Origin of the sequence: uncultured Sanguibacteroides sp. (assembly GCF_900543425.1) — a bacterium.
In the GTDB taxonomy this organism is placed as follows: Bacteria; Bacteroidota; Bacteroidia; order Bacteroidales; family Marinifilaceae; genus Gabonibacter.
In genome coordinates this window covers 173,803-197,864 of the sequence record NZ_UQRQ01000001.1, presented here as the reverse complement: position 1 = coordinate 197,864, position 24,062 = coordinate 173,803, and the positions used below count along the sequence as shown (strand labels likewise).

24 protein-coding genes are annotated in these 24,062 nt (G+C 41.0%); 9 read left to right on the top strand and 15 right to left on the bottom strand.

Going from position 1 to position 24,062, the window contains the following annotated elements; genetic code table 11:
* Positions 1 to 36: 36 nt before the first annotated feature.
* The 3 genes from QZR76_RS00765 to fabG all read right to left on the bottom strand — a co-directional run bounded on the left by QZR76_RS00765 (position 37) and on the right by fabG (position 3,113).
* On the bottom strand, positions 37 to 1,194 hold the full coding sequence (locus QZR76_RS00765) for an iron-containing alcohol dehydrogenase (protein ID WP_294139497.1): 1,158 nt from the start codon (positions 1,192 to 1,194) through the stop codon (positions 37 to 39).
* Positions 1,195 to 1,205: 11 nt separating this feature from the next.
* Positions 1,206 to 2,183 carry a DUF6340 family protein gene (locus QZR76_RS00760; protein WP_294139496.1) on the bottom strand — a complete coding sequence of 326 codons (978 nt, stop codon included), beginning with the start codon at positions 2,181 to 2,183 and terminating at the stop codon, positions 1,206 to 1,208.
* A gap of 183 nt (positions 2,184 to 2,366) precedes the next feature.
* Complete coding sequence (gene fabG / locus QZR76_RS00755) at positions 2,367 to 3,113, bottom strand: 3-oxoacyl-[acyl-carrier-protein] reductase (protein WP_294139494.1); 747 nt, start codon at positions 3,111 to 3,113, stop codon at positions 2,367 to 2,369.
* 248 nt (positions 3,114 to 3,361) lie between these two features.
* On the opposite strand from fabG, the gene QZR76_RS00750 reads away from it, so the two are divergent.
* From QZR76_RS00750 to QZR76_RS00720, 7 genes are all read left to right on the top strand, one after another.
* Positions 3,362 to 3,829 carry a hypothetical protein gene (locus tag QZR76_RS00750; protein ID WP_294139492.1) on the top strand — a complete coding sequence of 156 codons (468 nt, stop codon included), beginning with the start codon at positions 3,362 to 3,364 and terminating at the stop codon, positions 3,827 to 3,829.
* A 138-nt stretch (positions 3,830 to 3,967) separates the two neighbouring features.
* Entirely contained in the window at positions 3,968 to 4,969 is a 1,002-nt protein-coding gene (gene pta / locus QZR76_RS00745) for a phosphate acetyltransferase (protein WP_294139490.1), read from the top strand.
* Between the two features lie 25 nt (positions 4,970 to 4,994).
* Positions 4,995 to 6,194, top strand: a complete 1,200-nt coding sequence (locus QZR76_RS00740) for an acetate kinase (RefSeq protein ID WP_294139488.1) — start codon at positions 4,995 to 4,997, stop codon at positions 6,192 to 6,194.
* A 111-nt stretch (positions 6,195 to 6,305) separates the two neighbouring features.
* The gene (locus QZR76_RS00735) at positions 6,306 to 6,896 is read left to right on the top strand and encodes a LemA family protein (RefSeq protein ID WP_294139486.1); all 591 of its coding nucleotides are present in this window, start codon (positions 6,306 to 6,308) and stop codon (positions 6,894 to 6,896) included.
* Positions 6,897 to 6,919: 23 nt separating this feature from the next.
* Positions 6,920 to 7,366: a TPM domain-containing protein gene (locus tag QZR76_RS00730; protein ID WP_294139484.1), complete on the top strand. Its 447-nt coding sequence runs from the start codon at positions 6,920 to 6,922 to the stop codon at positions 7,364 to 7,366.
* Positions 7,367 to 7,376: 10 nt separating this feature from the next.
* Entirely contained in the window at positions 7,377 to 8,135 is a 759-nt protein-coding gene (locus QZR76_RS00725) for a TPM domain-containing protein (RefSeq protein ID WP_294139479.1), read from the top strand.
* 33 nt (positions 8,136 to 8,168) lie between these two features.
* Positions 8,169 to 8,753, top strand: coding sequence for a DUF4251 domain-containing protein (locus QZR76_RS00720; RefSeq protein WP_294139478.1), 585 nt, complete (start codon positions 8,169 to 8,171; stop codon positions 8,751 to 8,753).
* A 117-nt stretch (positions 8,754 to 8,870) separates the two neighbouring features.
* Here the strand turns inward: QZR76_RS00720 and QZR76_RS00715 are convergent, their stop codons facing one another.
* The 3 genes from QZR76_RS00715 to QZR76_RS00705 all read right to left on the bottom strand — a co-directional run bounded on the left by QZR76_RS00715 (position 8,871) and on the right by QZR76_RS00705 (position 10,380).
* A complete protein-coding gene (locus QZR76_RS00715; RefSeq protein ID WP_294139476.1) occupies positions 8,871 to 9,341 on the bottom strand; it encodes a YqaA family protein in 471 nt (156 codons plus the stop codon).
* A gap of 49 nt (positions 9,342 to 9,390) precedes the next feature.
* The gene (locus QZR76_RS00710; RefSeq protein ID WP_294139473.1) at positions 9,391 to 9,855 is read right to left on the bottom strand and encodes a YqaA family protein; all 465 of its coding nucleotides are present in this window, start codon (positions 9,853 to 9,855) and stop codon (positions 9,391 to 9,393) included.
* 129 nt (positions 9,856 to 9,984) lie between these two features.
* On the bottom strand, positions 9,985 to 10,380 hold the full coding sequence (locus tag QZR76_RS00705) for a hypothetical protein (protein WP_294139471.1): 396 nt from the start codon (positions 10,378 to 10,380) through the stop codon (positions 9,985 to 9,987).
* A 404-nt stretch (positions 10,381 to 10,784) separates the two neighbouring features.
* On the opposite strand from QZR76_RS00705, the gene QZR76_RS00700 reads away from it, so the two are divergent.
* A complete protein-coding gene (locus QZR76_RS00700) occupies positions 10,785 to 11,930 on the top strand; it encodes an amidohydrolase (protein WP_294139470.1) in 1,146 nt (381 codons plus the stop codon).
* 2 nt (positions 11,931 to 11,932) lie between these two features.
* On the opposite strand, the gene QZR76_RS00695 is transcribed toward QZR76_RS00700, so the two are convergent.
* The 9 genes from QZR76_RS00695 to QZR76_RS00655 form a co-directional block, all read right to left on the bottom strand.
* Positions 11,933 to 13,042: a clostripain-related cysteine peptidase gene (locus QZR76_RS00695; protein ID WP_294139469.1), complete on the bottom strand. Its 1,110-nt coding sequence runs from the start codon at positions 13,040 to 13,042 to the stop codon at positions 11,933 to 11,935.
* Between the two features lie 169 nt (positions 13,043 to 13,211).
* Positions 13,212 to 15,023 (bottom strand): U32 family peptidase, encoded by a 1,812-nt coding sequence (locus tag QZR76_RS00690; RefSeq protein WP_294139467.1) that lies wholly within the window; start codon positions 15,021 to 15,023, stop codon positions 13,212 to 13,214.
* Entirely contained in the window at positions 15,020 to 15,697 is a 678-nt protein-coding gene (gene bioD / locus QZR76_RS00685) for a dethiobiotin synthase (protein WP_294139465.1), read from the bottom strand. Before bioD ends, QZR76_RS00690 begins: the two co-directional genes overlap by 4 nt.
* Before the next feature lie 15 nt (positions 15,698 to 15,712).
* Positions 15,713 to 16,507: a malonyl-ACP O-methyltransferase BioC gene (bioC, locus tag QZR76_RS00680; RefSeq protein ID WP_294139463.1), complete on the bottom strand. Its 795-nt coding sequence runs from the start codon at positions 16,505 to 16,507 to the stop codon at positions 15,713 to 15,715.
* 2 nt (positions 16,508 to 16,509) lie between these two features.
* Entirely contained in the window at positions 16,510 to 17,157 is a 648-nt protein-coding gene (locus QZR76_RS00675; RefSeq protein ID WP_294139460.1) for a pimeloyl-ACP methyl esterase BioG family protein, read from the bottom strand.
* 3 nt (positions 17,158 to 17,160) lie between these two features.
* A complete protein-coding gene (locus tag QZR76_RS00670) occupies positions 17,161 to 18,318 on the bottom strand; it encodes an 8-amino-7-oxononanoate synthase (protein WP_294139458.1) in 1,158 nt (385 codons plus the stop codon).
* Position 18,319: 1 nt separating this feature from the next.
* Entirely contained in the window at positions 18,320 to 19,588 is a 1,269-nt protein-coding gene (gene bioA, locus QZR76_RS00665) for an adenosylmethionine--8-amino-7-oxononanoate transaminase (RefSeq protein ID WP_294139601.1), read from the bottom strand.
* Positions 19,589 to 19,643: 55 nt separating this feature from the next.
* The gene (gene bioB / locus QZR76_RS00660; protein WP_294139457.1) at positions 19,644 to 20,606 is read right to left on the bottom strand and encodes a biotin synthase BioB; all 963 of its coding nucleotides are present in this window, start codon (positions 20,604 to 20,606) and stop codon (positions 19,644 to 19,646) included.
* A gap of 49 nt (positions 20,607 to 20,655) precedes the next feature.
* On the bottom strand, positions 20,656 to 20,838 hold the full coding sequence (locus tag QZR76_RS00655; protein ID WP_294139456.1) for a hypothetical protein: 183 nt from the start codon (positions 20,836 to 20,838) through the stop codon (positions 20,656 to 20,658).
* 254 nt (positions 20,839 to 21,092) lie between these two features.
* On the opposite strand from QZR76_RS00655, the gene QZR76_RS00650 reads away from it, so the two are divergent.
* Positions 21,093 to 24,056, top strand: coding sequence for a PEP/pyruvate-binding domain-containing protein (locus QZR76_RS00650; RefSeq protein WP_294139455.1), 2,964 nt, complete (start codon positions 21,093 to 21,095; stop codon positions 24,054 to 24,056).
* The last annotated feature ends 6 nt before the right edge of the window (positions 24,057 to 24,062 follow it).

The following is a 24,062-nucleotide window of genomic DNA, read 5'->3' as shown; positions in this document are numbered from 1 at the left end:
AAGAAGGTGTCTGTTAAAAGAGACACCTTTTTTCACTTATAATCTGGATGTCAGAATAACTCTCACGTTATCCACGTTTACATCATCAATTCCTCCCAATGCAAATTCTCCCCTATCCCGGAAACGTTTCTCGATACGGTCAATGGTTTCAAGACCTATGCCGTAATCGGACAAACGGGTTTTGATTCCCATAGCATTGAAAAACTGTTCTGTTTTTGCAATGGCCTGATCGGCTGCTCCAGGTTGAGAAATATCCAAATCCCATACCCGTTGTGCATATTGAAGCAACTTATCGTGACGCAACATCTTTGTAGCTTTCATTACACCCGGTAGAACTATAGCCAATGTCACCGCATGATCCAAACCATGAAATGCCGTCAATTCATGGCCAATATGATGCGTCGACCAATCTTCCGTCACTCCGCATGCGATCAATCCGTTCAACGCCATGGTTGCTGCCCACATAAAATTAGCCCGGGTTTGATAATCCGGCTGCTCCGCCGTCATCATCTCAGGGCCGAGGGCGATCAACGTTTTCAATATCCCTTCCGAGAAACGATCCTGAATTTCAACATTCTGAGTCGTTGTGTAATATTGTTCCATCACGTGTACAAAAGCATCCACTATACCATTGGCAATTTGACGTTTCGGTAAGGAGAAAGTAACCGTGGGATCTAATACGGAAAATTTCGGGAATACGTGACGTGACCTGAAAGCCAATTTTTCCTCTGTCTCCTGCCGGGTAATTACAGCTCCGCTATTCATTTCGGACCCCGTAGCCGGTAAAGTTAAAACTGTTGCCAAAGGCAAAGCCGCATGAACAGGAGCCATCTTGGCCAGAATATTCCATTTATCTTCACCTTCGAAACAAGAAGCGGCTGCAATAAATTTCGTACCGTCAATTACCGATCCTCCCCCGACTGCCAATAAAAAACCCACGTTTTCATTTTTAGCCATCTCCACCGCTTTCATCAGGGTTTCATAACGAGGGTTAGGCTCAATTCCACCGAATTCAATTACATGGAAATCTTCAAGAGCGGACATAACCTGATCGTACACGCCATTCTTTTTAATACTACCACCACCGTAAGTGATCATTATCTTAAATCCTTTTGGAATCCATTTTCCGATTTCACTGATCTTCCCTTTTCCAAAAAGAATTTTTACCGGATTATAATAATTAAAATTTTCCATACAAACTGCTTTTATAACTGATTTAATAATTTACGATCGTCTTTTATTCTTTGATTCAGTATTTGAATATAGTTCTCTATGTATTCCGATATATTGCTATTTTTTACGTTATATTTTTCCATATGTTCTAAAGCTGCATTCAATAGATCGATTGCTCCCTGAAAATTACCTTGTCGTTCATACAGCCAGGCTAAATTCACAGTTGCCTTTACGGCCACGAGCGGACGCATATGCAATGCCGCACTCCATATTTCATAAGCCTGATCATATTTTTCATCCTTTAAGAAATAATATCCCAATTTCAAGGTGTTATTACCCAGGTAAATTCTCCTCTTTTCAGGCTGCCAGGTCGGTACCAAATGTTTAGCATACTCTATTCCCAACTGATAATAAAAATCGCATATGGCATTTATATCTTCTCCTGCCGTTATGGCAGACCTCAATATATTGGAATGCATGGTATCTATGGGTTGATTACTCTCCGTATCGTACAATCTTAAAAACAAGGCATTGTCTACCACCGCATTATATCTGTCGTACAGTCGGAACATGCAAGATTCTACCCCCAAGACATAAGAGTACGATCCTTTGTTAACGGTTTGTAACTCCGAAAGAGTCAATGGGGCGGGATTAGTTGTATCACTCATATATCTGTTGTTCAAACCGATGGCACGTCCCAATACTACTTTTTTAGCACTATTATGAATACCGGCCTGAAAACCGTCGTAAAAACATTCCACCAAGTCTTCCCGGATCAACCCTGACAAATTTCTTAACTCCCTAAGCGACAGCGAATCGGACCGATAAATCAACTTACGATCTAAAAAAAGAATTTTAATATCCCCTTGTTTCAACTCTCTATCGGCAGGTTCCAACACATCGATATCGAGTAAACGATAACCAACACAAGAAGTCAAACAAGAAAACACAAGAAACAATATAACTCCCCGCGTACATCGATCTATTATCTTAGCTTTTTTCTCGTACATATTACGTTTTTTTACTTCATTCTAAACAACAAAAAGTAAGCCACAATCATTTCATGTAAAGATAAGCAGATATTTGAAAGCAAACAAGAACTTAGATCAAATCACTTATAAAATTCGACCTTTATTCAAAAACAAAATGCCTGTTCCGAAGACCAGGCATTAAAAATATTTCATGATTTGAAATTACATATTCATACCGCCACATACATGAATGGTTTGTCCCGTGACGTAAGCAGAGAGGTCCGAAGCTAAAAACACACATACCTTCGCAATGTCTTCAGGAGTACCGCCTCTTTTTAATGGAATCTTTTGAGCCCACTCGTTTCTCACTTCCTCTGACAATTTCGCTGTCATATCGGTAATGATAAAACCGGGAGCTACTGCATTAGCCCTAATATTCCGGGAACCCAACTCTTTGGCAACACTCTTGGTAAAACCGATAATTCCGGCTTTGGAGGCGGCATAATTAGCCTGTCCTGCATTTCCGCTAACACCGACAACAGAACTCATACTGATAATAGAACCGGATTTCTGCCTCAACATAATAGCTGAAACTGTTTTTGTGAAATTGAAAACAGACTTCAAATTCACGTTAATAACAGCATCCCATTGTTCTTCACTCATTCTCATTAACAATGTATCTTTTGTGATTCCGGCATTATTCACCAAAATATCGATGCGTCCGAACTCCTTGGCAATCTCTTCCACCGTTGCTGCTGTTGCGGCAAAATCGGCGGCATTAGAAGCATACATTTTCGCTTTTACGCCCAAAGCGGCAATCTCTTTCTCCGTTTCCTGAGCAATCTCATCGTATCTCAAATCGGTAAAAGCAATGTTTGCACCTTCCTTAGCAAATTCTAATGCCACAGCTTTACCGATACCTCTTGAAGCTCCGGTAATAATGGCCGTTTTTCCTTCTAATAATCTCATACTAATAGCTTTTTTAAAACTAAATTAAACCTTAGGTATCGAAATAAACCTTGTTACTCCTTTTACCCTAACGGAAGACAAAAGTAGTCAATTAATTGAAAAATGAAAATTCTGGTAATCCGGTTTTATCTTTTTCAAGAAACTCTATTTGAAATCATATCTCTACAAAAATAAATTTATCCTTTACCGGGAAATAATATTAAATTTGTCATCCGAATAAATATATACCTATAAAGATCAGATAACCTATGGAACAACAACCTCAGCTCAACGATCACAACAAACAGGAATATCCCCCCATGCACACGGCGGAACATATCCTGAATCAAACGATGGTCCGGATGTTTGGCTGCGAAAGGTCAAAAAATACGCACATCGAAAAGAAAAAGTCCAAATGTGATTATTATTTGTCCGTATCTCCCTCGGAAGAACAAATTGCCGAAATAGAACGTAAAGTCAATGAAATCATCGGCATGCATATACCGGTAACCGTAGAATTTGTGAACAGAGAACAGGTAGCGGAGGAGATCGATCTCAGCAAATTACCCGAGAATGTCAGTCAAACCTTACGGATTGTACGTATCGGCAATTACGATACTTGTGCCTGTATCGGTCAACATGTGACTAACACGGCTGAAATCGGTACTTTCAAAATCATTTCTTATGATATGGAAGACCAGAGATTAAGGATTCGTTTTAAATTACTTCAAGAGTGATTTATCATTTTTGCAATCTCTGCTTGACAAAATTCTTGAAAATTGCGAACAATAGCTTACAAAAAGTTACGTTATTGATTAAATTATTTCTACTTTCGCGAAAGAAATGAACAACAACTTATTACAAAAAAGATACTTATGAACCTTCTTGAACAAATCAAAGAAAACGCGAAAAAGTACAACAAAAGGATTGTACTCCCGGAAGGAACGGAGGAGCGTACGCTAAAGGCTGCCGATATTCTTCTGAACGAGGGAATTGCCCAGATTATTTTGATCGGTAAACCGGCAGAGATACAAACGCTGGCGGATAAATTCGAATTGAAAAACATCGGGAAAGCGATTATTATCGATCCTGAAAACCATCCGAAAAAAGAAACCTACGCGGATATTCTCGTCGAATTACGCAAAAGTAAGGGTATGACCAAAGAAGAGGCTCTTAAATTAGTAACAAATCCGCTCTATTTAGCGACTTTGATGATTAAGAACGGGGATGCGGACGGAGAGGTTGCCGGGGCCAAGAATGCAACGGGCGACGTGTTAAGGCCTGCTTTGCAGATCGTAAAGACACTACCGGGCATATCCGTGGTATCGGGAGCATTTCTCCTCTTAACCAATAAACCGGAATACGGAGAAAACGGATTAATCGTTTGTGCAGACTGTGCCGTACTTCCGAATCCGACCGCCGAAGAGTTGGCTCAAATCGCAGTAGCTACAGCCGGTACGGCTAAAGCCATTGCCAAGATAGAACCGCGAGTAGCCATGTTAAGCTTCTCAACGAAAGGTTCCGCGAAAAATGAATTAGTGGACAAAGTTGTAAAAGCAACCGAATTAGCCAAACAGATGGCTCCCGATGTAATGATCGACGGCGAAATGCAGGCAGATGCCGCCTTGGTTCCTTCCGTGGGCTCCAGCAAGGCCCCGGGTAGTCCCGTTGCCGGAAAAGCCAATGTTTTAATCTTCCCCAGTTTGGAAGTAGGCAATATCAGCTATAAATTGGTGCAACGCATTGCCGGAATAGAGGCCGTAGGACCCGTACTTCAAGGAATGGCCGCCCCGATTAATGACCTGTCACGAGGATGTTCCGTTAGTGATATCGTAAACTTGGTTGCCATTACCGTAAACCAAGCCGCAAGTAAATAATTCACCCCACGTAAAATCGAATGTCATGAATATATTAGTTTTAAATTGCGGAAGTTCATCCATCAAATATCAGATCTTGGATATGAAACAGGAACCGGTTGTATTAGCCAAAGGATTGGTTGAAAAAATCGGTCTTCCGAAAGGAAACTTCACCCACAAACCGGCTGGCAAAGACAAATACGAAATAGAGGAACCCATAGCGGATCACATCACAGGTATCAATCTTATTCTAAAAGCCCTCGTTGATCCGGCTTACGGCGTAATCAAATCTTTAAACGATATAAATGCTGTAGGACACCGTGTAGCCCACGGAGGAGAATATTTTTCCCAGAGTGTTTTGGTCGACGATGATGTAAAGAAAAAAATCGCTGCTTGTTGTGAATTAGCACCGCTTCATAACCCGGCCAACCTGAAAGGAATCGAAACCATGGAACAATTGCTTCCCGGAGTACCTCAAGTAGCCGTTTTTGATACCTCTTTCCATCAGACTCTTCCGAAAGAAGCCTATGTATACGGTTTACCCTACAAATACTACGAACAATACGGAATTCGTCGTTACGGCTTTCATGGAACCTCACACAAATTTGTTGCAGAAAAAGCCTGTAAAATATTGGGCTGGAACATAAACGAGAAAAAAATCATCACCTGTCACCTCGGGAACGGTTCTTCCATTACGGCTATTGACCGTGGAAAGTCGGTAGACACCTCCATGGGATTTACCCCGAATGCGGGCGTTATCATGGGAACCCGTACCGGAGACCTGGATTTGGGTGCATTACTTTACATCTGTGAGAAAGAAGGGTTAAACGTATCCCAAGCCAACGATCTGATCAACAAAAAATCGGGATTGATGGGAGTTTCCGATGTTTCTTCCGATTGCAGGGAGTTACAAGCTGCTGCTGCAAAAGGAAATGCTCAGGCCCGTTTGGCTTTAGACATTTTAGCTTATGATGTAAAAAAATACGTGGGTAGTTACGCCGCCGTACTAAACGGGGCTGATTTGATTATATTCACCGGAGGTATCGGAGAAAACGATTGCGAAGTACGTCAACAGGTATGTACCCATATGGAATACATGGGAATTGATTTCGATTCCAAGGTAAATGACGGAGTTCGCGGTAAAGATATAATATTGACAAAATCCCATTCAAAAATAATTGTTATGAGCATTACAACCGACGAAGAATTGGTAATTGCTACAGATACAATGAATTTGGTGAAATAACGAGAAGAAATCCTTCTAAAGATAAGGCCGCAGTACTGCGGCCTTATTTTTTAGTTTGAATTTTTCTTCTATCTTTGTAAAAACGATCCATAGTTTTTACATAAAACAAAAATGAAAAAGAGTTATATTGTATTAGCCATCATCATTATCATCGCTATCGGCATTTTCGCTTGGTTTCAGGGAAGCTATAATCAAATGGTAACCAAAAGTGAAAATATATCTTCCCAGTGGTCTAATGTTGAAAACCAATATCAACGACGGTCGGATTTGATTCCCAATTTGGTAAGCACGGTAAAGGGGTACGCGGAGCACGAACAAAACACCTTAACTCAGGTGGTAGAAGCCCGGGCTAAAGCCACGCAAATGCAAATCAACTTCGATCAATTGGATGAGAAAACTTTACAGAAATTCAACAATATGCAGGGAGAACTATCCTCTGCCCTATCCCGTCTAATGGCCATATCCGAGCAATATCCCAATTTAAAGGCGAACGAGAATTTCAGAGACCTCCAGGCACAACTGGAAGGAACGGAAAACCGAATTGCCGTGGAAAGACGTAAATTCAACGAAGAGGTAAAAGGATATAACGCTTACATCCGTTCTTTCCCCAAGAACATTTTAGCTGGAATGTTCGGTTTTACGCCTAAACCCTATTTCGAAGCCGTAAGTGGAGCCGAAAAAGCTCCGGAGGTTAAATTCTAATCTTGAATCTCAATACAACTATTATGTCTCCAGAAAAATACTTTACAGAAGAGCAAAAAGAGGCAATGGTGACAGCTATTCGGGAAGCGGAGAAAAATACATCCGGAGAAATTCGTATTCATATCGAAAATCATTGTAAAAAAGAAGTTCTGGATCGTGCCGCAGACGTGTTTGCTAATCTAAAAATGCATAAAACAGCCCTTCGTAACGGAATCCTGTTTTATATCGCCCTAATCGATAAAAAAATGGCTATTTTAGGAGATGCCGGAATCAATGTCAAAGTTCCGAATGAATATTGGGACGAATTAAAAAACCGGATGATCGAAAGATTTAAACAGGGATATATTACAGAGGGAATTTGTGAAGCCGTCATTCAGGCCGGAAAACAACTACAAGAATTTTTTCCATACCAGCAAGACGATGTAAACGAACTCCCCGATGATATTTCGTTCAATCCATCCGAAAAGTAAAAGGAATTATATGAATATTCATAAACTCATCATATTAATAATACTCAGCCTGAGTGCCGTTTCCGGTTACAGTCAAAAATTTCCGGAGCCCATGCAACCCAAAAGGTTGGTAAATGATTACACGGGATTATTCAGCAAAAAAGAGACCTCTTCTTTGGAAGAAAAACTGTCCGGTTTCAACAAATCCTCGTCAACCCAGATCGCCGTGGTAACTATTTCGTCATTGGAAGGATACGATATCAATGATTACGCGGCACGTTTAGCCGAGAAGTGGGGAATTGGCCAGAAGGGAAAAGATAACGGGGTATTAATTCTGATTAAGCCCCGAAAAGGAAATGAAAAAGGACAGGTCGCCATATCCGTCGGTTACGGGTTAGAAGGAGTCATCCCGGATGTTACGGCTTCACGTATTATCCGAAATGAAATAATCCCCTCCTTTCAACAAGGAAATTATTACCTGGGGATAAATAAAGCGACCAATGTATTGATGGATTTGACAAAAGGAGAGTTTACGGCAGAAGAATACGAGCGACAATCGGAAGGTTCGTTTCTGGTATTTATTCCCCTTTTCTTTTTTATTATTTTATTTCTTTTTATCCGACGACGTAAAGGATTTTCTCCCGGACACTCTTCCGGGCCGTTTTTTATCGGAGGTCTCCCGTTTGGTAGCAACAGCGGAGGTTTCGGATCATTTAACAGCGGAAGTGGATCCTTTGGGGGATTCGGAGGAGGATCTTTTGGAGGAGGTGGAGCCAGCGGGAGCTGGTAGAATAATATATGTGTAATTTATAAACCAATGATTATGAAAAAATTATTTTTTATCCTAATTGCTATTGCAGTACTATTACCAACAATGGCAGAAGCGCAAACTCAGAAAAAGAGTAAACGTGAAATCAGGGCAGAAAAAAAAGCAGCAGAAGCTGCATTAGCTAAAAATGCCCATGACAAAGCTTTGAAAGCATTGGAAGAAAACGACTGGGCCTTCGAAACGAAAGAGGTATACAACTCTCAGGGGAAACGTTTAACCTTACGCAATCGCCCCAATGTAGTCGGTTCGTCCGGTAAAAGATTAATAGCTAATTTAGCTTACGGCGTAGATAACGACTACGTAGAACTCATAAAAGACGGACCGATTAAAAAAATTGAAAAAAAGCAAGACAAAAAAGGGAAATGGATATATAAATTTTACGTGAACCATCCTTTTGCAGCAGAGGTAACAGTCATACTGGACAAAAACAGTAATGTTGCAAGTGTTACCGTAAGCGAAGGAACAACCGGAGTGAATGCAAGCGGTGTTAATTCCGTTCCACAGACACATCACTTCAACGGATTCATTTTGCCCGCAGACGAATCTCATCACTACAATATGATTCGTGTTGAGAATTGAGAGCAATCATTGAAAAACAAAAACCGCCCTTATTCATTGAAATAGGGGCGGTTTTTGTATTTACGTATCTATAATTGTATTTCATCAATATCCTCATCACCGGAGATCGTACCATATTTATAAATGAGAAATGAATTTTACGAACTTATCTGTCCAAAGCAAGTATAACACCATCCAAAACAAAAATCGTATCAACCTTCCGAAAAACATAAAAATAAATGATTTTACGGCATTAATACGATAAAAACCAAGAGCTAACGCAAAAATATCTCCTAAAACAGGAATCCATACCAAAAGGGCCATAACACTTTTATACTTTTCAATTCTGTTTTTTTGCCGTTCCAATTTTTCAGGAGTTACTTTGAACCAACGCTGTATCCACCTCCATTTTCCGGCATATCCCAGCCAATAAGTTAAGGTACCTCCCAGCCAATTTCCGACAGTAGCAATAGCTAAACACCACCAAGGCTTTCCCCCGGCTGCCAGCATTCCCAGCAATAGAGCATCCGCTCCCATAGGAATGACCGTAGCTGAAATGAACGAACCGATAAATAAGCCTAAATATCCTAAATCAAGAAGCGAATTCATGAAAATTTCTTTTTCACGTTATAACGCAAGTGAAAGGAAGGAAGTTATATTATCGAATCCACTCGATAAATCGGTCGGCATATTGAATATATAAAAGAGTCCAAACAAGAAAGCGGACAAAACGCCCGACCAGCATGTAGAGAGCCGACATTTTGGGGCGAATTCTATAAAAACCAAGAGCGATAGCAAAAAGATCTCCCACAATGGGAAGCCACGTGAACAAAGCCAACCAAACCCCATACCGATCAATCCTTTTCTTCTGTTTCTCCAATTGCTCCCGTTTTACCTTAAACCAGCGTTCCAACCAATCCCAACGCCCAAGCCACCCTAACCAATAGGACGTTAAACCTCCCAACCAATTACCGATAGTGGCAATTACCAAACAGATCCATGTATTCCCTCCCAAAGAAAGTACGCCTACCAACAAGACATCCGCACTCATCGGAATGATTGTCGATGCTAAAAATGAACCGATAAACAGTCCCCAATATCCCCAGGCGATCAATGATCCCATAACAATTACCTATAAAACGTTCGTATATACTTCCATTCAGAGCATAAATATACACAAATGTCAATAACCTAACGATAAACCCGTACCGAATAAAAAACGATCCGTTGCAAAGATCGTTTAAATTCATGCTCATTCATCCGATAAAAAATCGACTATCTCCTTTCTTTTCTTTTCTCTTTGAGAAGAATAGGTTCTCGATCGGCATTCGATCGAGTCATAAAGCTTCAATACTAACCGAAACAGATATCTTTTCCGACGAGGATCTATTGTAAAAGCAGCATCTTTAAATAGCAATTCCGCAAGCATCTCTGCTTTTTCCACAGGATCATGCAAAATACAACGCGTAATAACATGCTCACCCTCCCCCATAATTTGTTCCCGGTCAACACTAAAATAGGTAGAGTAAAATTCATTTAAAATAACAGAGATATCTTCATATTCATTCTTGTTCTTCCCTCTGAATCTTTCATCGAGTGCCTTGAAAAATGTCTCCATTTGTCGCAATAGATAATCTCTTTGAATCATATTCGATCCGATTTATACATTCGCATCCGGTTAAAAACAATCGAATTTGAAATGATATTTATACTTAGGTATTTTAGTTCAAAATTATAAAATATATATCCAAATCAGAGTAAATCGGTTTCAATATTTTTCCGGACAAATCAATTTCTCCATCGACGGAGACACCCACTCTACCTCGGAATCTATTATCCTCCTTTAGCAACAAACCGAACAAGATAAAACACCGAATAGTTTTTGGGTTTATAATATTATATTTATCTTTGCGGGCAGAATTATTTTAAACACATTAATATAGTGATAATAAGCATATTACAGTTATAAAATCATTCTTTATTCTATCATAAAAACTCTATTTGATTGCTTGGTTTCAGATACTGATTTATACTTATAAAATAAATAAATGTATGCAGACTCTCTCTTTTGATTCGATACGGCACCAATTACATCAACACCCGGAATTATCCGGTCAGGAACGAGAAACAGCTCGTTTTATCGAAGCTTCCCTTCGTCCGTTTCATCCGACCAAAATCATCCGTTCCATCGGGGGACACGGACTACTGGCCGAATACTTCTTTTCCGAAGAGGGACCGACCCTTTTGTTTCGGGCCGATATAGATGCCGTTGCTATTGACGAACCGAACGATATTGTTCCTTACGGCTCGCTTCGTACCGGAGTATCCCACAAATGCGGTCACGACGGCCATACGGCCATTTTGTTACGATTGGCACAAATGCTTTTCGAAAAACCGATGAAACAAGGACGAGTATTGCTTCTATTTCAACCGGCGGAGGAAACCGGTAGCGGATCATCTGCTATTTTAGCCGATTTGGTACTTTCCCAATACAATATTCAATACGCCTTTGCTCTCCACAATATTCCTGGATTTCCCACCTCTACCGTATTATGTAAACCGGGTAGTTTCACCTGTTCGGTTATTAGTGCGGCCATCACGCTCTCCGGTAAAACAGCTCATGCAGCAGAGCCTTTAAAAGCAATAAGCCCCGTCAATGCCTCTTTTAAAATAATCGAAACCCTTACAGGATGGAATCGATACGATATAGAGAAAGAGGATTACTTCCTGTCCACCTTAGTAGAGATCCATATCGGGGAGGAAGCTTACGGGGTCGCAGCCGGCACGGGAGTCATCCGGGTAACCTTGCGTGCCAAAACCGATCAGCAACTCCGTCAGCACATGCAAAAATTAGAGAAACTGGTTGAAATAGAAGCTTCAGAGACCCCAGGTTTAAGTTCGGATATAAAGTGGTTGGAATCTTTTTCCGCCAATGAAAACGATCCGCAAGCCGTTCAACACATAAGAAAAGCAGCAGCAAACAACGGATTACCCTATCGGGAAATGAATGTTCCTTTTAGCTGGGGAGAAGATTTCGGTCTCTTTACCCAGCAATATAAAGGAGCGATGTTCGGGTTAGGAGCAGGAAAAGATTGTCCTCCACTTCACTCACCACAATACGACTTTCCGGATGAACTCATCGAATCCGGTGCCGGGATGTTCTATTCGATTGCCCAAAAGGTTCTGGATAAAAAATAGAATTACAATCCGTATACTCCGGACCATGACAAGGTGAAGTAATAATTATTTAACCCGGGCCAATCCGGAAAAGGAATATAGGTACTAATACCACTAAATTTGTCCTTATCCACGGGAACCAAATCCCAGAAATACGGTGTGGCCGCACAATAACGGACCACCTTTTTTAGTTGGGCATTGAATTTAACCATCTCTTCCGGAGTAGCTACCTGACGGATAAAATCGGCGAAATCATAAAAAGTATAATTTATAACCGCAAGTGGTACGTAATGCTGGTATACGCTACTTTTATCCTTTGCCTGTATTTCAGATAATTTTCCCTGCAAAATCTCTTGGCAAAGGAGATATAAGGCATCTAACTCGGAAGTCTTTATTAAAGCGATCGTAGCCGTTTCTGTCGTGGTATTATTGAAATCGTAATAAGCTTTACAAATTTTTTCCAAATCCGAATCGTCTCCCCAAAAATAAGGAACAACCTGTTCGTAAGGGAGCCCTTCCGCTGGGACTAATGTCGGAGAAGCTATAACATAATCCGCCTTATTTCTCAATTCATAAAAAACTTCTACGGCTCCCATCAGGCAAGCATCGAAAATGATATAATGAAAAAACTTATCGGGAATAACGGCTGCCAACTCTTTAATATCCATTTCGGAACCATGATCCTCTCCGAAACTCCGAGCTTTCACGGATGGACTCTCTGGAAACCAGCCTGTTCCGTGTGACCAAAGAACCAGTCCGTATGATTTGGCCGGAAACAATTTTTGTGTTTCACGAATAACCCGTGCCAGAACAGCCGGCGAGGCTGAATTTTCCTCCCCATACTCCTTTACTATCCGCTGATTCACAGAACCGTTTTTCATCGCCTTCAATTCAAGCAACTTAGGAGTAACATTCGGCTGATCCCAATAAACTATCAGATTCCCGTAATCTTCCTTCATTCCTTTCATCATCCCCTCCATATTCCGGGATGAGAAATAGGAAAGATTATTGTCTCCGGCTATATATACCAAAACAGTCCTCTCCCTTTGCGGCTTTATCTCTTCATCATGACAAGCGCATAAACAAAAGAAAACGACAACACCTATGATCCCTCGAATAAACAAAGTCTTCATAAAATAGTTTTACAGGACAAATATAGGGAAAAAATAAGAAAAAAATAGCCCTTGCATAAAACAAGAACATTTACCCCCAAACACCTTATAATCAAGGTCGAATAAGAGATAAATAAGTTATGGATTCAATATTTGAAAACATCTTTTCCGCCAAAGAATAAAGGACTTTTTATTTCAAGGCAATCACCTTCATTACACATGATTGGCAATCAAATTCCAATTGGAAACGTCCTAAATTATTAGAAAGGTATAACGGAAACTTTATCTCCTTGCCCCTATCCGTTTTACGACATAAACCCAACTCAAATAGAAGGCAGTAACGGGTGGTCATTACCTCTTTCCCGCGATAATCTTTTCGAAGCTCGAATCCCTTTTCCGGAATCTCTATCCCATGTTCCCGGTAAAATTCCAGCGAAAGTTTATTGACAACATTCAATCTCCAATCAGATATCCCCGTGTATATTAACTTGCCGTCCAAAGGTTCCTGCACCCATTTCTCCCTTAACTCCTCGCGTTTCTCTTGCATATTCTCCAACAACTGACGGCGATAAGCGTTCAACACGGCAGAAGGTACAAACAATACCTCTTTTCCGTGGTATTCAACCGTATCGCATCGGAAATCAGTATCTCCGCACTTCTTCAATTGTTGACAAGTTCTTTCAACTTGCTGCGGTTGCCTTGCTTCGTCAAAACGCTCTTTACTTATTAGGGTAACACGGACCTGATCCTCATCCGTAGCGGATAAAATCAGTTTTCGATCTTCCGCGTACACGTCAATCCTTACTCCTATCTTCCGAACGGCACTCCCTTTTTCCAAACGGGCAACAAACTGATGATCATAATTACGATACAATTGTGTACCGGGAGAAACGTTCACTTTTTCATTACAATTCAACCACTCTCCTTCTACCGTATTAATTTTAATACCGCGTAATTCTCCATTCTCCAAATAACACACCCCATCAGCATTATGAAGCTCTTCGAAGGCGTTTACCTGCAATCGGTTTCCCCTGGCACATCTTACTTCCGCCACTTTTTTTCCCATGGATTTCGGCGTATCCATATTAACTAAACCGGTCTGTCTCCCGGTATAAAAATATTCCGAATATCCCCGGTTGAAACTTCTTTCCGGATCAGCCTCAAAATTAGCCGATACCCTGCCGGAGCCCACCCGGGTATAACCTTCTTTCCGTTCTACTATTTTATTTAACAGCGAAGAGTAGTAGTTTGTCACATTAGCAACATACGGGGTATCTTTCAGTCGCCCCTCTATTTTAAACGAATCGATACCAACCTCGGCAAGCTCAACTAATCGATCGGAAAGATTCAGATCTTTTAAAGACAACACATGTTTCTCTTTCAGCAAAAGTTTGCCCGAAGCATCTTCCACGTTCCACTTCATACGACAGGCTTGAGCACATTCTCCCCGATTAGCGGAACGTCCCAAAAGATAATGCGACATATAACATTGGCCGCTCAAACTGACACACAAGGCGCCATGCACGAAGTACTCCAATTCGGCTCTTACCTCCTGCCTGATTTTTTTAATCTCTTCCAGCGACAACTCTCTGGCTAATACGATTCTTTGAAATCCGAGTTTATCCAAAAATTTAATTCGTTCTAACTCGTAATTATGCATTTGGGTACTCGCGTGTAAAGCAATAGGAGGAATATCCAGTTTCAAAATACCGGGATCTTGCACGATAATGGCATCTACACCTATCCGATATAATATCTTTATCAGTTTCTCCGCCTCCAATAACTCCTCATCATAGAGGATAGTATTCATCGTTACAAACACCCGGCAATAAAAACGATGAGCGATGGAGACCAGCCGGGTAATATCTTCAATAGAATTTCCAACCGCCTTTCGTGCCCCGAAAGCAGGTCCTCCGATATATACGGCATCGGCTCCATTTTGAATGGCCGCCAAAGCGACCTCCAAATTTTTCGCGGGAGATAAAAGTTCCAATTTTTTCATTTCGACAGTAAGGGACCGACCTCTATATCGGAATATTCTTTCCCACGTATAACAGGAACCTCCACCAGGCTACAAGAAGGGAAGAAATCCTGCAAATAACGCTGAAAAATCGTTATGGAATCATTCGTAATCCACTCGCTATCGTTCGGAAATCGATTATATATCAACATGGCAAGCTCTATCCCCCGTTGACGACATAATTCCAAACTCATCAAAGTATGATTTATGCTGCCCAATTTGGAAGAAGCAACCAAAATCAAAGGAAGCTTCTTTTCCTGAATATAATCAATGGTAAAATAGTCTCTGGTAACCGGAACATAAAGTCCTCCGGCCCCTTCCAACAATACGATATCGTGTAGCTCGCTCAATTTACGGGAGGATTCCGCTATTCGATCCGTATCCAGAATCACATGATCAATCTCCGCCGCCAAATGAGGGGAAGCTGGATAAGTCATCACGTAGGGACAAGTCGTTCCGTCCCGATCTACATCGAGAGGATCAATTTCCATAATCTCCCGATGTTTTAAAATATCTTCAGAAATTCCGATACAACCTGTTTGTATAAACTTTTGGGTTACCACCCGAACTCCTCTTCTCTGTAACGAACGGGCTAATAATCCCGTTACAATCGATTTTCCGGCATCCGTATCAATACCGCTTACAAAATATATCATATCGTGAATCTATATTTACCAACTGGCAACGCCATAAGTATTCATTATCCTCGGTTTCTTTCTACATACCAGATACAAAGGATGATAAGTTAAGGTAACTTTCCCATCCATAGCGAAACGGGCATTATATTCGTCAATAAATTCCTGAACTTTCCCCTTGGTCCACACCCGCTTATCCCCGGATACATTTACTCCTGTCTTCTTCAGGTGCTGTAACAAGGCCAGGGGATCGTCAAATTCCATCAACCTGAACTCTTCCCGGATTTGTTCAATTTTAAAATAGGGCTCCAAAAGTCCCATCAACTCTTCCTGTGTCCGGTATTTCAATCCGCCTCCCGTTGTCAATCGAATTTCCCGTAAATTATACTTCCCAAAAGTACTGAAAATCATCAAACCGTCCTCCCTTAAATGTTCGGACAATCTTCTGAAAGTCGCTTTAGGTTCGTTCAACCATTGAAAGGTTGCAGCGGAAACGATCAAATCAAATCGTCCCGGCAATGGAATCTCCTCAATATCTCCCGGCAAACAATGAGAAGATATGACCTGATACAAACGAGCTGTCCGGCAACAAACCTCCTCGACTATATCGTTAATATAGATCTCATCTTCCTTAAAGGAACGTCTTAACTCTTCCGTGAACAACCCCGTTCCACACCCCACCTCCAATATATTTTTGGGAATATAATCCAAACTGGACATAACCATTCGGTTTAATTGCACCGCCATCGCCTTTTGTACCATTGCGTTAGCGTTATAAGTAGTCATGCTACGACGAAAACGTTGCTCAACCTCGTGTTTATTTACAGCCATATTTATATTATTAAATCCCAGTTTTCAAATACATAGAAAGGGTAATGCCCCCCTTTTATTTTTTTTATCTCACTTCGACCTTCCCACCAATTCTCTTGATTTGTCACCGGAAATATAATATCATTTTCCGAAATATACACCTTATTCCAGGAAATTTCTCCTTTTAATATATCTGATTGTTCCCGGATGGCTTTCAACTCGTCCAATTGTTCCTCCAAATCCCTATCCGGATGATGTTGTTTAAACCGTATACGTTCCTCTGTTCCTGATAGCATTCGAACAAAAAATTTGTCCCTTCCCCGTTCATCCATCCCCCTTTCCGTGAGCCGATATACATGAAAAGGGATACCGTACAGATCATCTACAGGCCGTTCCGTTCCGTTTATTGCCGTACTTTTACTCACGGGTAAACTCCACAAGGGAAGCAAGATTGAAGCAGCCCATACGCCCATAGACCAGGCAATCACATCTATACTTTCATAATTATCTAAGATCGGAGCTTCCTCATCCTTTATATTCCGGTAATCGTAAAACATCAACACATCCGAACCTCCGGTCATATGGTTCACGGCCCTTTCGTCCAAGCCCCATCCGCTAAAAAAAAGGATTATCCGCTTGCCGCTGTTCTTTTTTAACCAAATCCTCCGCATTCTTCAACAACTCACTTCAATAAATTCAAATAAGCACTCGTAATCCTCCTCCGGAATAGCCGCATTTAAAGAAAATCGTATCCGGGCTTCGTTTTTGGGTACGGTAGGATATCGTACCGGTAATACAAAGAAACCATTATCCCGGAATTGCTCCGACATATAAACGCTATTCTCGTTACTTCCACACAAAAAAGGTACGATATGAGAATCTCCCCGTGTCTCAAATCCTCTGTCTTTCAAGGTATTTCTCAATCGTTCCGAAATCGTCATTAACTTCAAACGCCTGGAATAAAAATCAGGCATATGATTTAAAATAAAACGGGTCCAAGCCACGTTTATCGGCGGCAATGCCGTCGTAAAAATCAAACTTCTCTGCGTATTGATCAAAAACTCACGGAAAAGTTCATCGCAAACCACAAAAGCACCGTAGGAAGCAAAAGCTTTACCGAATGTTCCGACGATAAAGTCAATATCTTCTATACATCCCTGTTCTTCGCAACATCCCAAACCATTTGTTCCTCGAACTCCCACGGCATGAGCTTCGTCAACGTATAAAAAAGCATCATACTCTTTTTTCAAATCACATAATTCCTGTAAATCGCATACATCTCCATCCATACTGAAAACGGACTCCGTCACAACAAATACATTATCGTATTTTTCCCTGTGATTAAACAGAATTTCTCGTAAATGTTCATAATCCAGATGCCGGTAACGCAACATTTCCGCCTCACTCAGCCGCAATCCGTCAATAATACTCGCGTGTACGAGCTTGTCGGCAACAATTAAATCCTTTTTACCAGCCAATGCCGGTAATATTCCTATGTTTGCATGATATCCGGAATTAAATACCAATGCAGCCTCTTTACCGTACAATTCCTGTAAATCGTTCTCCAATAACCCGTAGTATTCGTGATTACCCGATAACAAACGGGAGGATACGGCACTGTACGATAATAATTTCACATCTGTCTCCTGACGAAATTCTTCATACAAATACGGATCTGAAGAGAGTCCCAAATAATCGTTAGAGGAGAGATTCAACATTTCACGTCCATCATGATGGATCAAAAAACCGTTATGCTGAATCTCTTTCAATTCCCGATAATTTCCGGACTCTTTTATTTTACTTAATTTATTAATATAACGCTCCCTGTTCATGTCATTTTAAGTTAGAAAGAACCCGTAACAAAGCCTGTGTCAAACGAGAAAGTTCTTCCGGACGAATGATGTAAGGAGGCATAATATATACCAATTTACCGAAAGGACGTACCCATACACCTTCCCGTACAAATGCAGATTGAATATAGGCCATATCCACAGGCTCCCTTAACTCGATAACCCCTATGGCTCCCAACACTCTCACATCGGCGACATTGCTATAATATGCAGCCGGAGCCAATTCGGTCCGCATCTGCCTCTCGATCAGACCGATCATCGTGTCGATATCATAGCTCATGATCAAATCCAAAGAAGCATTGGCCGCGGCACAAGCTAAAGGATTTCCCATAAAAGTAGGTCCATGCATAAACACTCCCGGATTTTTTGAGCATATGCCCGTGGCCACTTTTTCCGTCGTCATTGTGGCAGCAAAACTCATGTATCCTCCGGTGATCGCTTTCCCTACACACATGATATCCGGTACGATACCCGCGTGATCACATCCCCACATTTTTCCGGTCCTTCCGAAACCGGTCGCAATCTCATCGCAAATCAAAAGTACGTCATATTGCTTACACAACTCTTTGACCTTCCAAAGGTATTCGGCGGAGTAAAACCACATACCTCCGGCACCCTGTACAATAGGCTCCAGAATCACAGCCGCAATACGATTGTGATTATTTCGTAAACATTGTTTGAACTCTTCTATATCCGCATCACGACAAGGTTGCCCGTATCGTACACGAGGAGAAGAGACGAAATAATGAATGGGCAAAGTTCCCCGGAATATACTGTGCATTCCCGTAACGGGATCACAAACAGACATCGCATTCCATGTATCTCCATGATATCCTTTGGTAATAGTCAAAAAATGTCGTTTCTCTTCCCGTCCCTGAGCGTACCAATATTGAAGAGCCATCTTCATTGCTACCTCTACGGCCACGGAACCGGAATCACAGAAAAAGACCTTTTCTATCCCGTAAGGGGTTAGTTTTACTAATTTGGCAGCCAACTCCACGGCCGGACGATGCGTCAAACCGCCAAACATCACATGTGACATATTTTTTAACTGCTTTTCAATGGCAGCATTAATCCTCGGATGATTATACCCGTGTACCTCACACCACCAAGAAGACATACCGTCGATTAACCGGGTTCCGTCTTCCAATTCAATGTACACGCCCTCAGCTCGTTTTACCGGATACACCGGAAGCGGATTTACCGTAGAGGTGTAAGGATGCCACAAATGTTCCCGATCAAAGCGAAGCATCGCCTCCGTCGTCATTGTCTCAATAAAATTTTCCATAACCTTCCATTTTTTGATTTTACTTTTTTGTGATAAACCCCATTTTCTCTACTTTTTCCATATCTTCCATAACCTTTGATCCCACCGTAGTCAATAGGTCCCCGACAATTGCCGAATTAATTCCGGCTTCTATTGCTTCTTTTTCTATATGTGCTATTAAATTTCTACCACCGGCAAACCTCAAAAAGGCATCCGGATGAATAAAACGAAATACCGCTATCGTTGTTAACACTTCATCGTCCTCCAAAGGTGCTGTTTTCTCCAAAGGAGTTCCAGGAATAGGATTCAACACGTTAATAGGAATTGACTTAATCCCTAAATCCCGAATCATCAAAGCCAGATCGATGCGATCTTCCATTGTCTCTCCCATCCCTATAATTCCTCCGGAACAAACTTCCATACCCACCTCTTGAGCCGCACGAATGGTCGCTATTTTTTCATCGGTCGTATGAGAAGAACACAAATGCTGAAAATAACGACGCGAAGACTCCAGATTACAATGGTAACGTGCTATACCTGCCTCTTTTAATTTAAGTAATTGCGCCTTGTTCAACAATCCCATAGAGGCGCATAAATTAATATTCATCTCCTGCTTAATCTTTCTGGCATACTCACACAAACGATCTATATTTTTATCGGAAAGAGCCCTTCCACTCGTAACAAAAGAAAATTTGTTCACCCGATAAGTGGCATTCAAACGAGCTAATTCGATACAGCTCTTTTCATCAATTAAATCATACTCATCCACTTTTGTCCGAAAAACTGCCGATTGAGCACACCACTTACAATTTTCCGAACAGCGTCCAGAACGCGCATTGATGATAGAACAAGTATCAAAATAATTTCCGACAAAACGATCCCGAATCTCTCCCGCAGCCTTATACAGGATCTTTTTATCCTTTGTCAGGGATAACTCCAACGCCTCTTCCCCGGTAATCGACTGTCCTTTAAAAATTTTCTCTTTTAACCTATCTACTAACATATCTATATACAAAAAAGGTATACCTATTGTTTACAACAAGCATACCCACCTATATTAAATTTTCATTCCTATTTTCTACAGGAAACTCTATCCCGACACGCGATGATAGTATTTCGTATACCTGTTCTGGTCCGCCATCCGGATTCTCTCTCCGATCGTTTATCATGATTTTCTTCGAGACTTCGGATAAATCAACAATGATCCCTTTCAAAGAAGATTTTTCTAATGCCATTTTGCAAATTTCTATCGATAACATCGCAATCCTTACCTCTTTTCTCAAAGAGGCAAAAATAGCATACCCTTTACGATTCCACCTGGAAAAGTATACTATGCATTTAAAGCAAAAATAACTTCTGTTCATAAACTCCCAACACAGCGGATATAATAAACGGCTGCAATTTACTAAAATTTTTTTTATATTTAGCGCCTCAATTAAAAAAACAGAAAAGTCTACTTAAACGTAAAAGCAGACAAAATAAATTTACTATGGAGAAAATAGATTTAAATCGCATATATAAACGCAAAAAAAACGATAGAGATATTTTTCAAGAACTTATGCCCTTTAAAGTAAAAGAAATTTTACTGGTAGCAAATTATTACGATGCCTACACAATCGAACGGGAAGGACAATTTTCAGACAAAATATTCGGAGAATATCTGCAATTAAATTTATTTACGGCTCCCCGTTTCACTTCTGTAGCGAGTGAGGCGGAGGCCTTAAAAAAGTTAACGGAACGACATTACGATCTTATTATCATCATGGCCGGCCTGGATAAACAAACTCCACTGGCAATCAGCCGTAACATTAAAACAGCACATCCACACATCAAACAATTAATGCTGGTCAACAATAACGGAGACCTTGCTTACTTTCATCGCATCGAAAAAGAGGTACACGAATCCATCGAACGGTTATTTGTTTGGAATGGTTCGACAAAAGTCTTTCTGGCTATGGCAAAGTATCTGGAAGACAAATTAAATCTGGAGGCAGATACCCGTTTAGGGGATGTTAGAGTTATATTGGTTGTGGAGGACTCCGTTAAATATTACTCTCGTTATTTACCCCTGCTCTATACCGAAATCATGACTCAGACGCAAAAAATCATCGCGGATGAACCATCGGACGACGAACTGGGACTTATTTTGAAGATTCGGGTACGTCCCAAGGTTATCTTAGTCAGCACTTATGAAGACGCGATAGAGATCATTGACAAATATAAAAATAACATCATCGGTGTCATTTCGGATGTTCGTTACGCCAAAAATGGTATCGAAGACGAAGACGCAGGTGTTGAATTGATTAAATACGTTCAACGATTAGGATACAAGATTCCCTGCCTTCTTCAAAGTCACGAAGCGGAAAACGCCAAACGGGCGGAAAAAATTCACGCGGAATTCATCAATAAAAATTCGCTCACGCTGGCACAAGAGATAAAAACATTTATCAAAACCCGACTCGGGTTCGGAAATTTCATTTTTCGCGACAAATCCGGTCACCCGATAGATAAGGCTACTTCAATCAAAGAGTTTCGAAAAAAATTAACCACCATACCGGATGAATCTTTAGAATATCACTCCATTCGCAACGGCATATCCACGTGGTTAATGGCCAGGGGAGAAATCAATCTTGCCCAAAAATTGCGACGGTATAGTTTTGAATACTTCAAAAACACCGACGAAATCCGTCAATTCATTGCCAATGTCTTTGAATCTTCCAAGCTAAAAAAAATAAGGGGGCGTATTATTCCGTTCCGGCCGGAATTAGTTAATTCCAATCGGTATATTACCCGGCTCGGACTCGGCTCCCTTGGAGGTAAAGGACGCGGATTAGCGTTTTTATCCAACTTTATAGAAAATGTATACCTTAAAAAATTAATTCCCAACCTAAAAATCGCCATTCCCAAAACAGCCATTATCGGAGTGGAAGAATTTGATAATTTTTTAGAGTTAAACGATTTATATAAAGAAACTTATATAGACAACGAATACGACCATCTGAAAAAGGCATTTCAACAGGCAACACTCTCTTTACCATTGAAAGAAAAACTACGCCAGTATCTTCAAGTCATGACCAAGCCGTTGGCCGTCCGGTCTTCCGGTCTGTTCGAGGACTCTTTAAGCCAGCCTTTTGCCGGTGTATACGCGACTTATTTGATCCCCAATAATAACCCGGATTTTGAACGCAGGTTGGAAGAGCTGGAAGATGCCATCAAATTAGTTTACGCCTCTGTCTTTTCCGATGAATCGCGGGCATATTTTAAAGCCATTGACAGCATGATAGAAGAAGAAAAGATGGGTGTCATCATACAGGAGGTCATCGGAAATGAACACAACGGACGTTATTATCCAGATATCAGCGGAGTAGCTCAATCCTATAACTTCTATCCTTTTTCCTATATCCAACCGGAAGACGGTTTTGCCGTTACAGCCATAGGACTCGGAGCTTACGTGGTCGGAGGCGAAAAGACCCATCGCTTCTCTCCCGCTTTCCCAAAATTGCAATTAGCTTCCACTCAGGACAAAATTCGTAGTTCCCAAAATTATTTTTACGCTATCGACATGAAACACCAGGAATACGATTTACTCCGGGATGGTGAAAATGCCGCAATTAAGGCCTACGATTTAAAAGAGGCTGAACAGGACGGTACTTTGGAATATAGCGCCTCGGTTTACGATTTCATGAACGACCGCATCGTCTTCGATCTGAATGAAAAAGGTCCCCGAATCATTGATTTTGCCAAGATCCTACAATACGATTATATTCCATTAGCCTCAACCCTACAAATCCTGCTGGACATTTTCTCGCAGGCCATGGGATCGCCTGTTGAAATTGAATTTTCTTTAAATATAGAAGAAAGTATACCGGTATTCTATTTATTGCAAATTAAACCGCTCATTAAAAACGAATACTCTATCGATATAGATTCACTCCATATCGACCAGAAAAAGATTCTTCTCAAGGCCAACAAAGGCATGGGAAACGGAAAATTACAGTATATCCGGGATATTGTCTACGTTGATCCCCAAAAATTTGACAGACTTAAAACCCGGGAAATGGCAGAAGAGATAAAACAACTCAATGCCGAAATTGCACGGGAAGAAGAAAAATTTATACTGATCGGTCCGGGACGCTGGGGTACGCGAGATCCGCTCACGGGAATTCCGGTCCAATGGTCCGATATCGCTAATGCCAAAGTAATCGTGGAACAAGGGCTTCCTGATTTTCCGCTGGATGCTTCTTTAGGGTCTCACTTTTTTCATAATGTTACCTCCATGAATATCGGTTATTTTGCTATTCCTTTCGAATCTCCCGATTCATTCATTCGTTTCGACATACTCGAACGACAGGATGTCATTCACGAATTAACCTACGCCAGACGAGTTCGTTTCAAAGAGCCGCTGACCGTCTGGATGGATGGTAAAAAACAAACTTCCATTATTACCTATTAAAAAAGT

Bases quoted from the DNA above. Each gene is read 5' to 3' on its own strand.
- QZR76_RS00765 (WP_294139497.1), bottom strand. From the start codon at position 1,194: ATGGAAAATTTTAATTATTATAATCCGGTAAAAATTCTTTTTGGAAAA.
- QZR76_RS00760 (WP_294139496.1), bottom strand. From the start codon at position 2,183: ATGTACGAGAAAAAAGCTAAGATAATAGATCGATGTACGCGGGGAGTT.
- fabG (WP_294139494.1), bottom strand. From the start codon at position 3,113: ATGAGATTATTAGAAGGAAAAACGGCCATTATTACCGGAGCTTCAAGA.
- QZR76_RS00750 (WP_294139492.1), top strand. From the start codon at position 3,362: ATGGAACAACAACCTCAGCTCAACGATCACAACAAACAGGAATATCCC.
- pta (WP_294139490.1), top strand. From the start codon at position 3,968: ATGAACCTTCTTGAACAAATCAAAGAAAACGCGAAAAAGTACAACAAA.
- QZR76_RS00740 (WP_294139488.1), top strand. From the start codon at position 4,995: ATGAATATATTAGTTTTAAATTGCGGAAGTTCATCCATCAAATATCAG.
- QZR76_RS00735 (WP_294139486.1), top strand. From the start codon at position 6,306: ATGAAAAAGAGTTATATTGTATTAGCCATCATCATTATCATCGCTATC.
- QZR76_RS00730 (WP_294139484.1), top strand. From the start codon at position 6,920: ATGTCTCCAGAAAAATACTTTACAGAAGAGCAAAAAGAGGCAATGGTG.
- QZR76_RS00725 (WP_294139479.1), top strand. From the start codon at position 7,377: ATGAATATTCATAAACTCATCATATTAATAATACTCAGCCTGAGTGCC.
- QZR76_RS00720 (WP_294139478.1), top strand. From the start codon at position 8,169: ATGAAAAAATTATTTTTTATCCTAATTGCTATTGCAGTACTATTACCA.
- QZR76_RS00715 (WP_294139476.1), bottom strand. From the start codon at position 9,341: ATGAATTCGCTTCTTGATTTAGGATATTTAGGCTTATTTATCGGTTCG.
- QZR76_RS00710 (WP_294139473.1), bottom strand. From the start codon at position 9,855: ATGGGATCATTGATCGCCTGGGGATATTGGGGACTGTTTATCGGTTCA.
- QZR76_RS00705 (WP_294139471.1), bottom strand. From the start codon at position 10,380: ATGATTCAAAGAGATTATCTATTGCGACAAATGGAGACATTTTTCAAG.
- QZR76_RS00700 (WP_294139470.1), top strand. From the start codon at position 10,785: ATGCAGACTCTCTCTTTTGATTCGATACGGCACCAATTACATCAACAC.
- QZR76_RS00695 (WP_294139469.1), bottom strand. From the start codon at position 13,042: ATGAAGACTTTGTTTATTCGAGGGATCATAGGTGTTGTCGTTTTCTTT.
- QZR76_RS00690 (WP_294139467.1), bottom strand. From the start codon at position 15,023: ATGAAAAAATTGGAACTTTTATCTCCCGCGAAAAATTTGGAGGTCGCT.
- bioD (WP_294139465.1), bottom strand. From the start codon at position 15,697: ATGATATATTTTGTAAGCGGTATTGATACGGATGCCGGAAAATCGATT.
- bioC (WP_294139463.1), bottom strand. From the start codon at position 16,507: ATGGCTGTAAATAAACACGAGGTTGAGCAACGTTTTCGTCGTAGCATG.
- QZR76_RS00675 (WP_294139460.1), bottom strand. From the start codon at position 17,157: ATGCGGAGGATTTGGTTAAAAAAGAACAGCGGCAAGCGGATAATCCTT.
- QZR76_RS00670 (WP_294139458.1), bottom strand. From the start codon at position 18,318: ATGAACAGGGAGCGTTATATTAATAAATTAAGTAAAATAAAAGAGTCC.
- bioA (WP_294139601.1), bottom strand. From the start codon at position 19,588: ATGCTTCGCTTTGATCGGGAACATTTGTGGCATCCTTACACCTCTACG.
- bioB (WP_294139457.1), bottom strand. From the start codon at position 20,606: ATGTTAGTAGATAGGTTAAAAGAGAAAATTTTTAAAGGACAGTCGATT.
- QZR76_RS00655 (WP_294139456.1), bottom strand. From the start codon at position 20,838: ATGGCATTAGAAAAATCTTCTTTGAAAGGGATCATTGTTGATTTATCC.
- QZR76_RS00650 (WP_294139455.1), top strand. From the start codon at position 21,093: ATGGAGAAAATAGATTTAAATCGCATATATAAACGCAAAAAAAACGAT.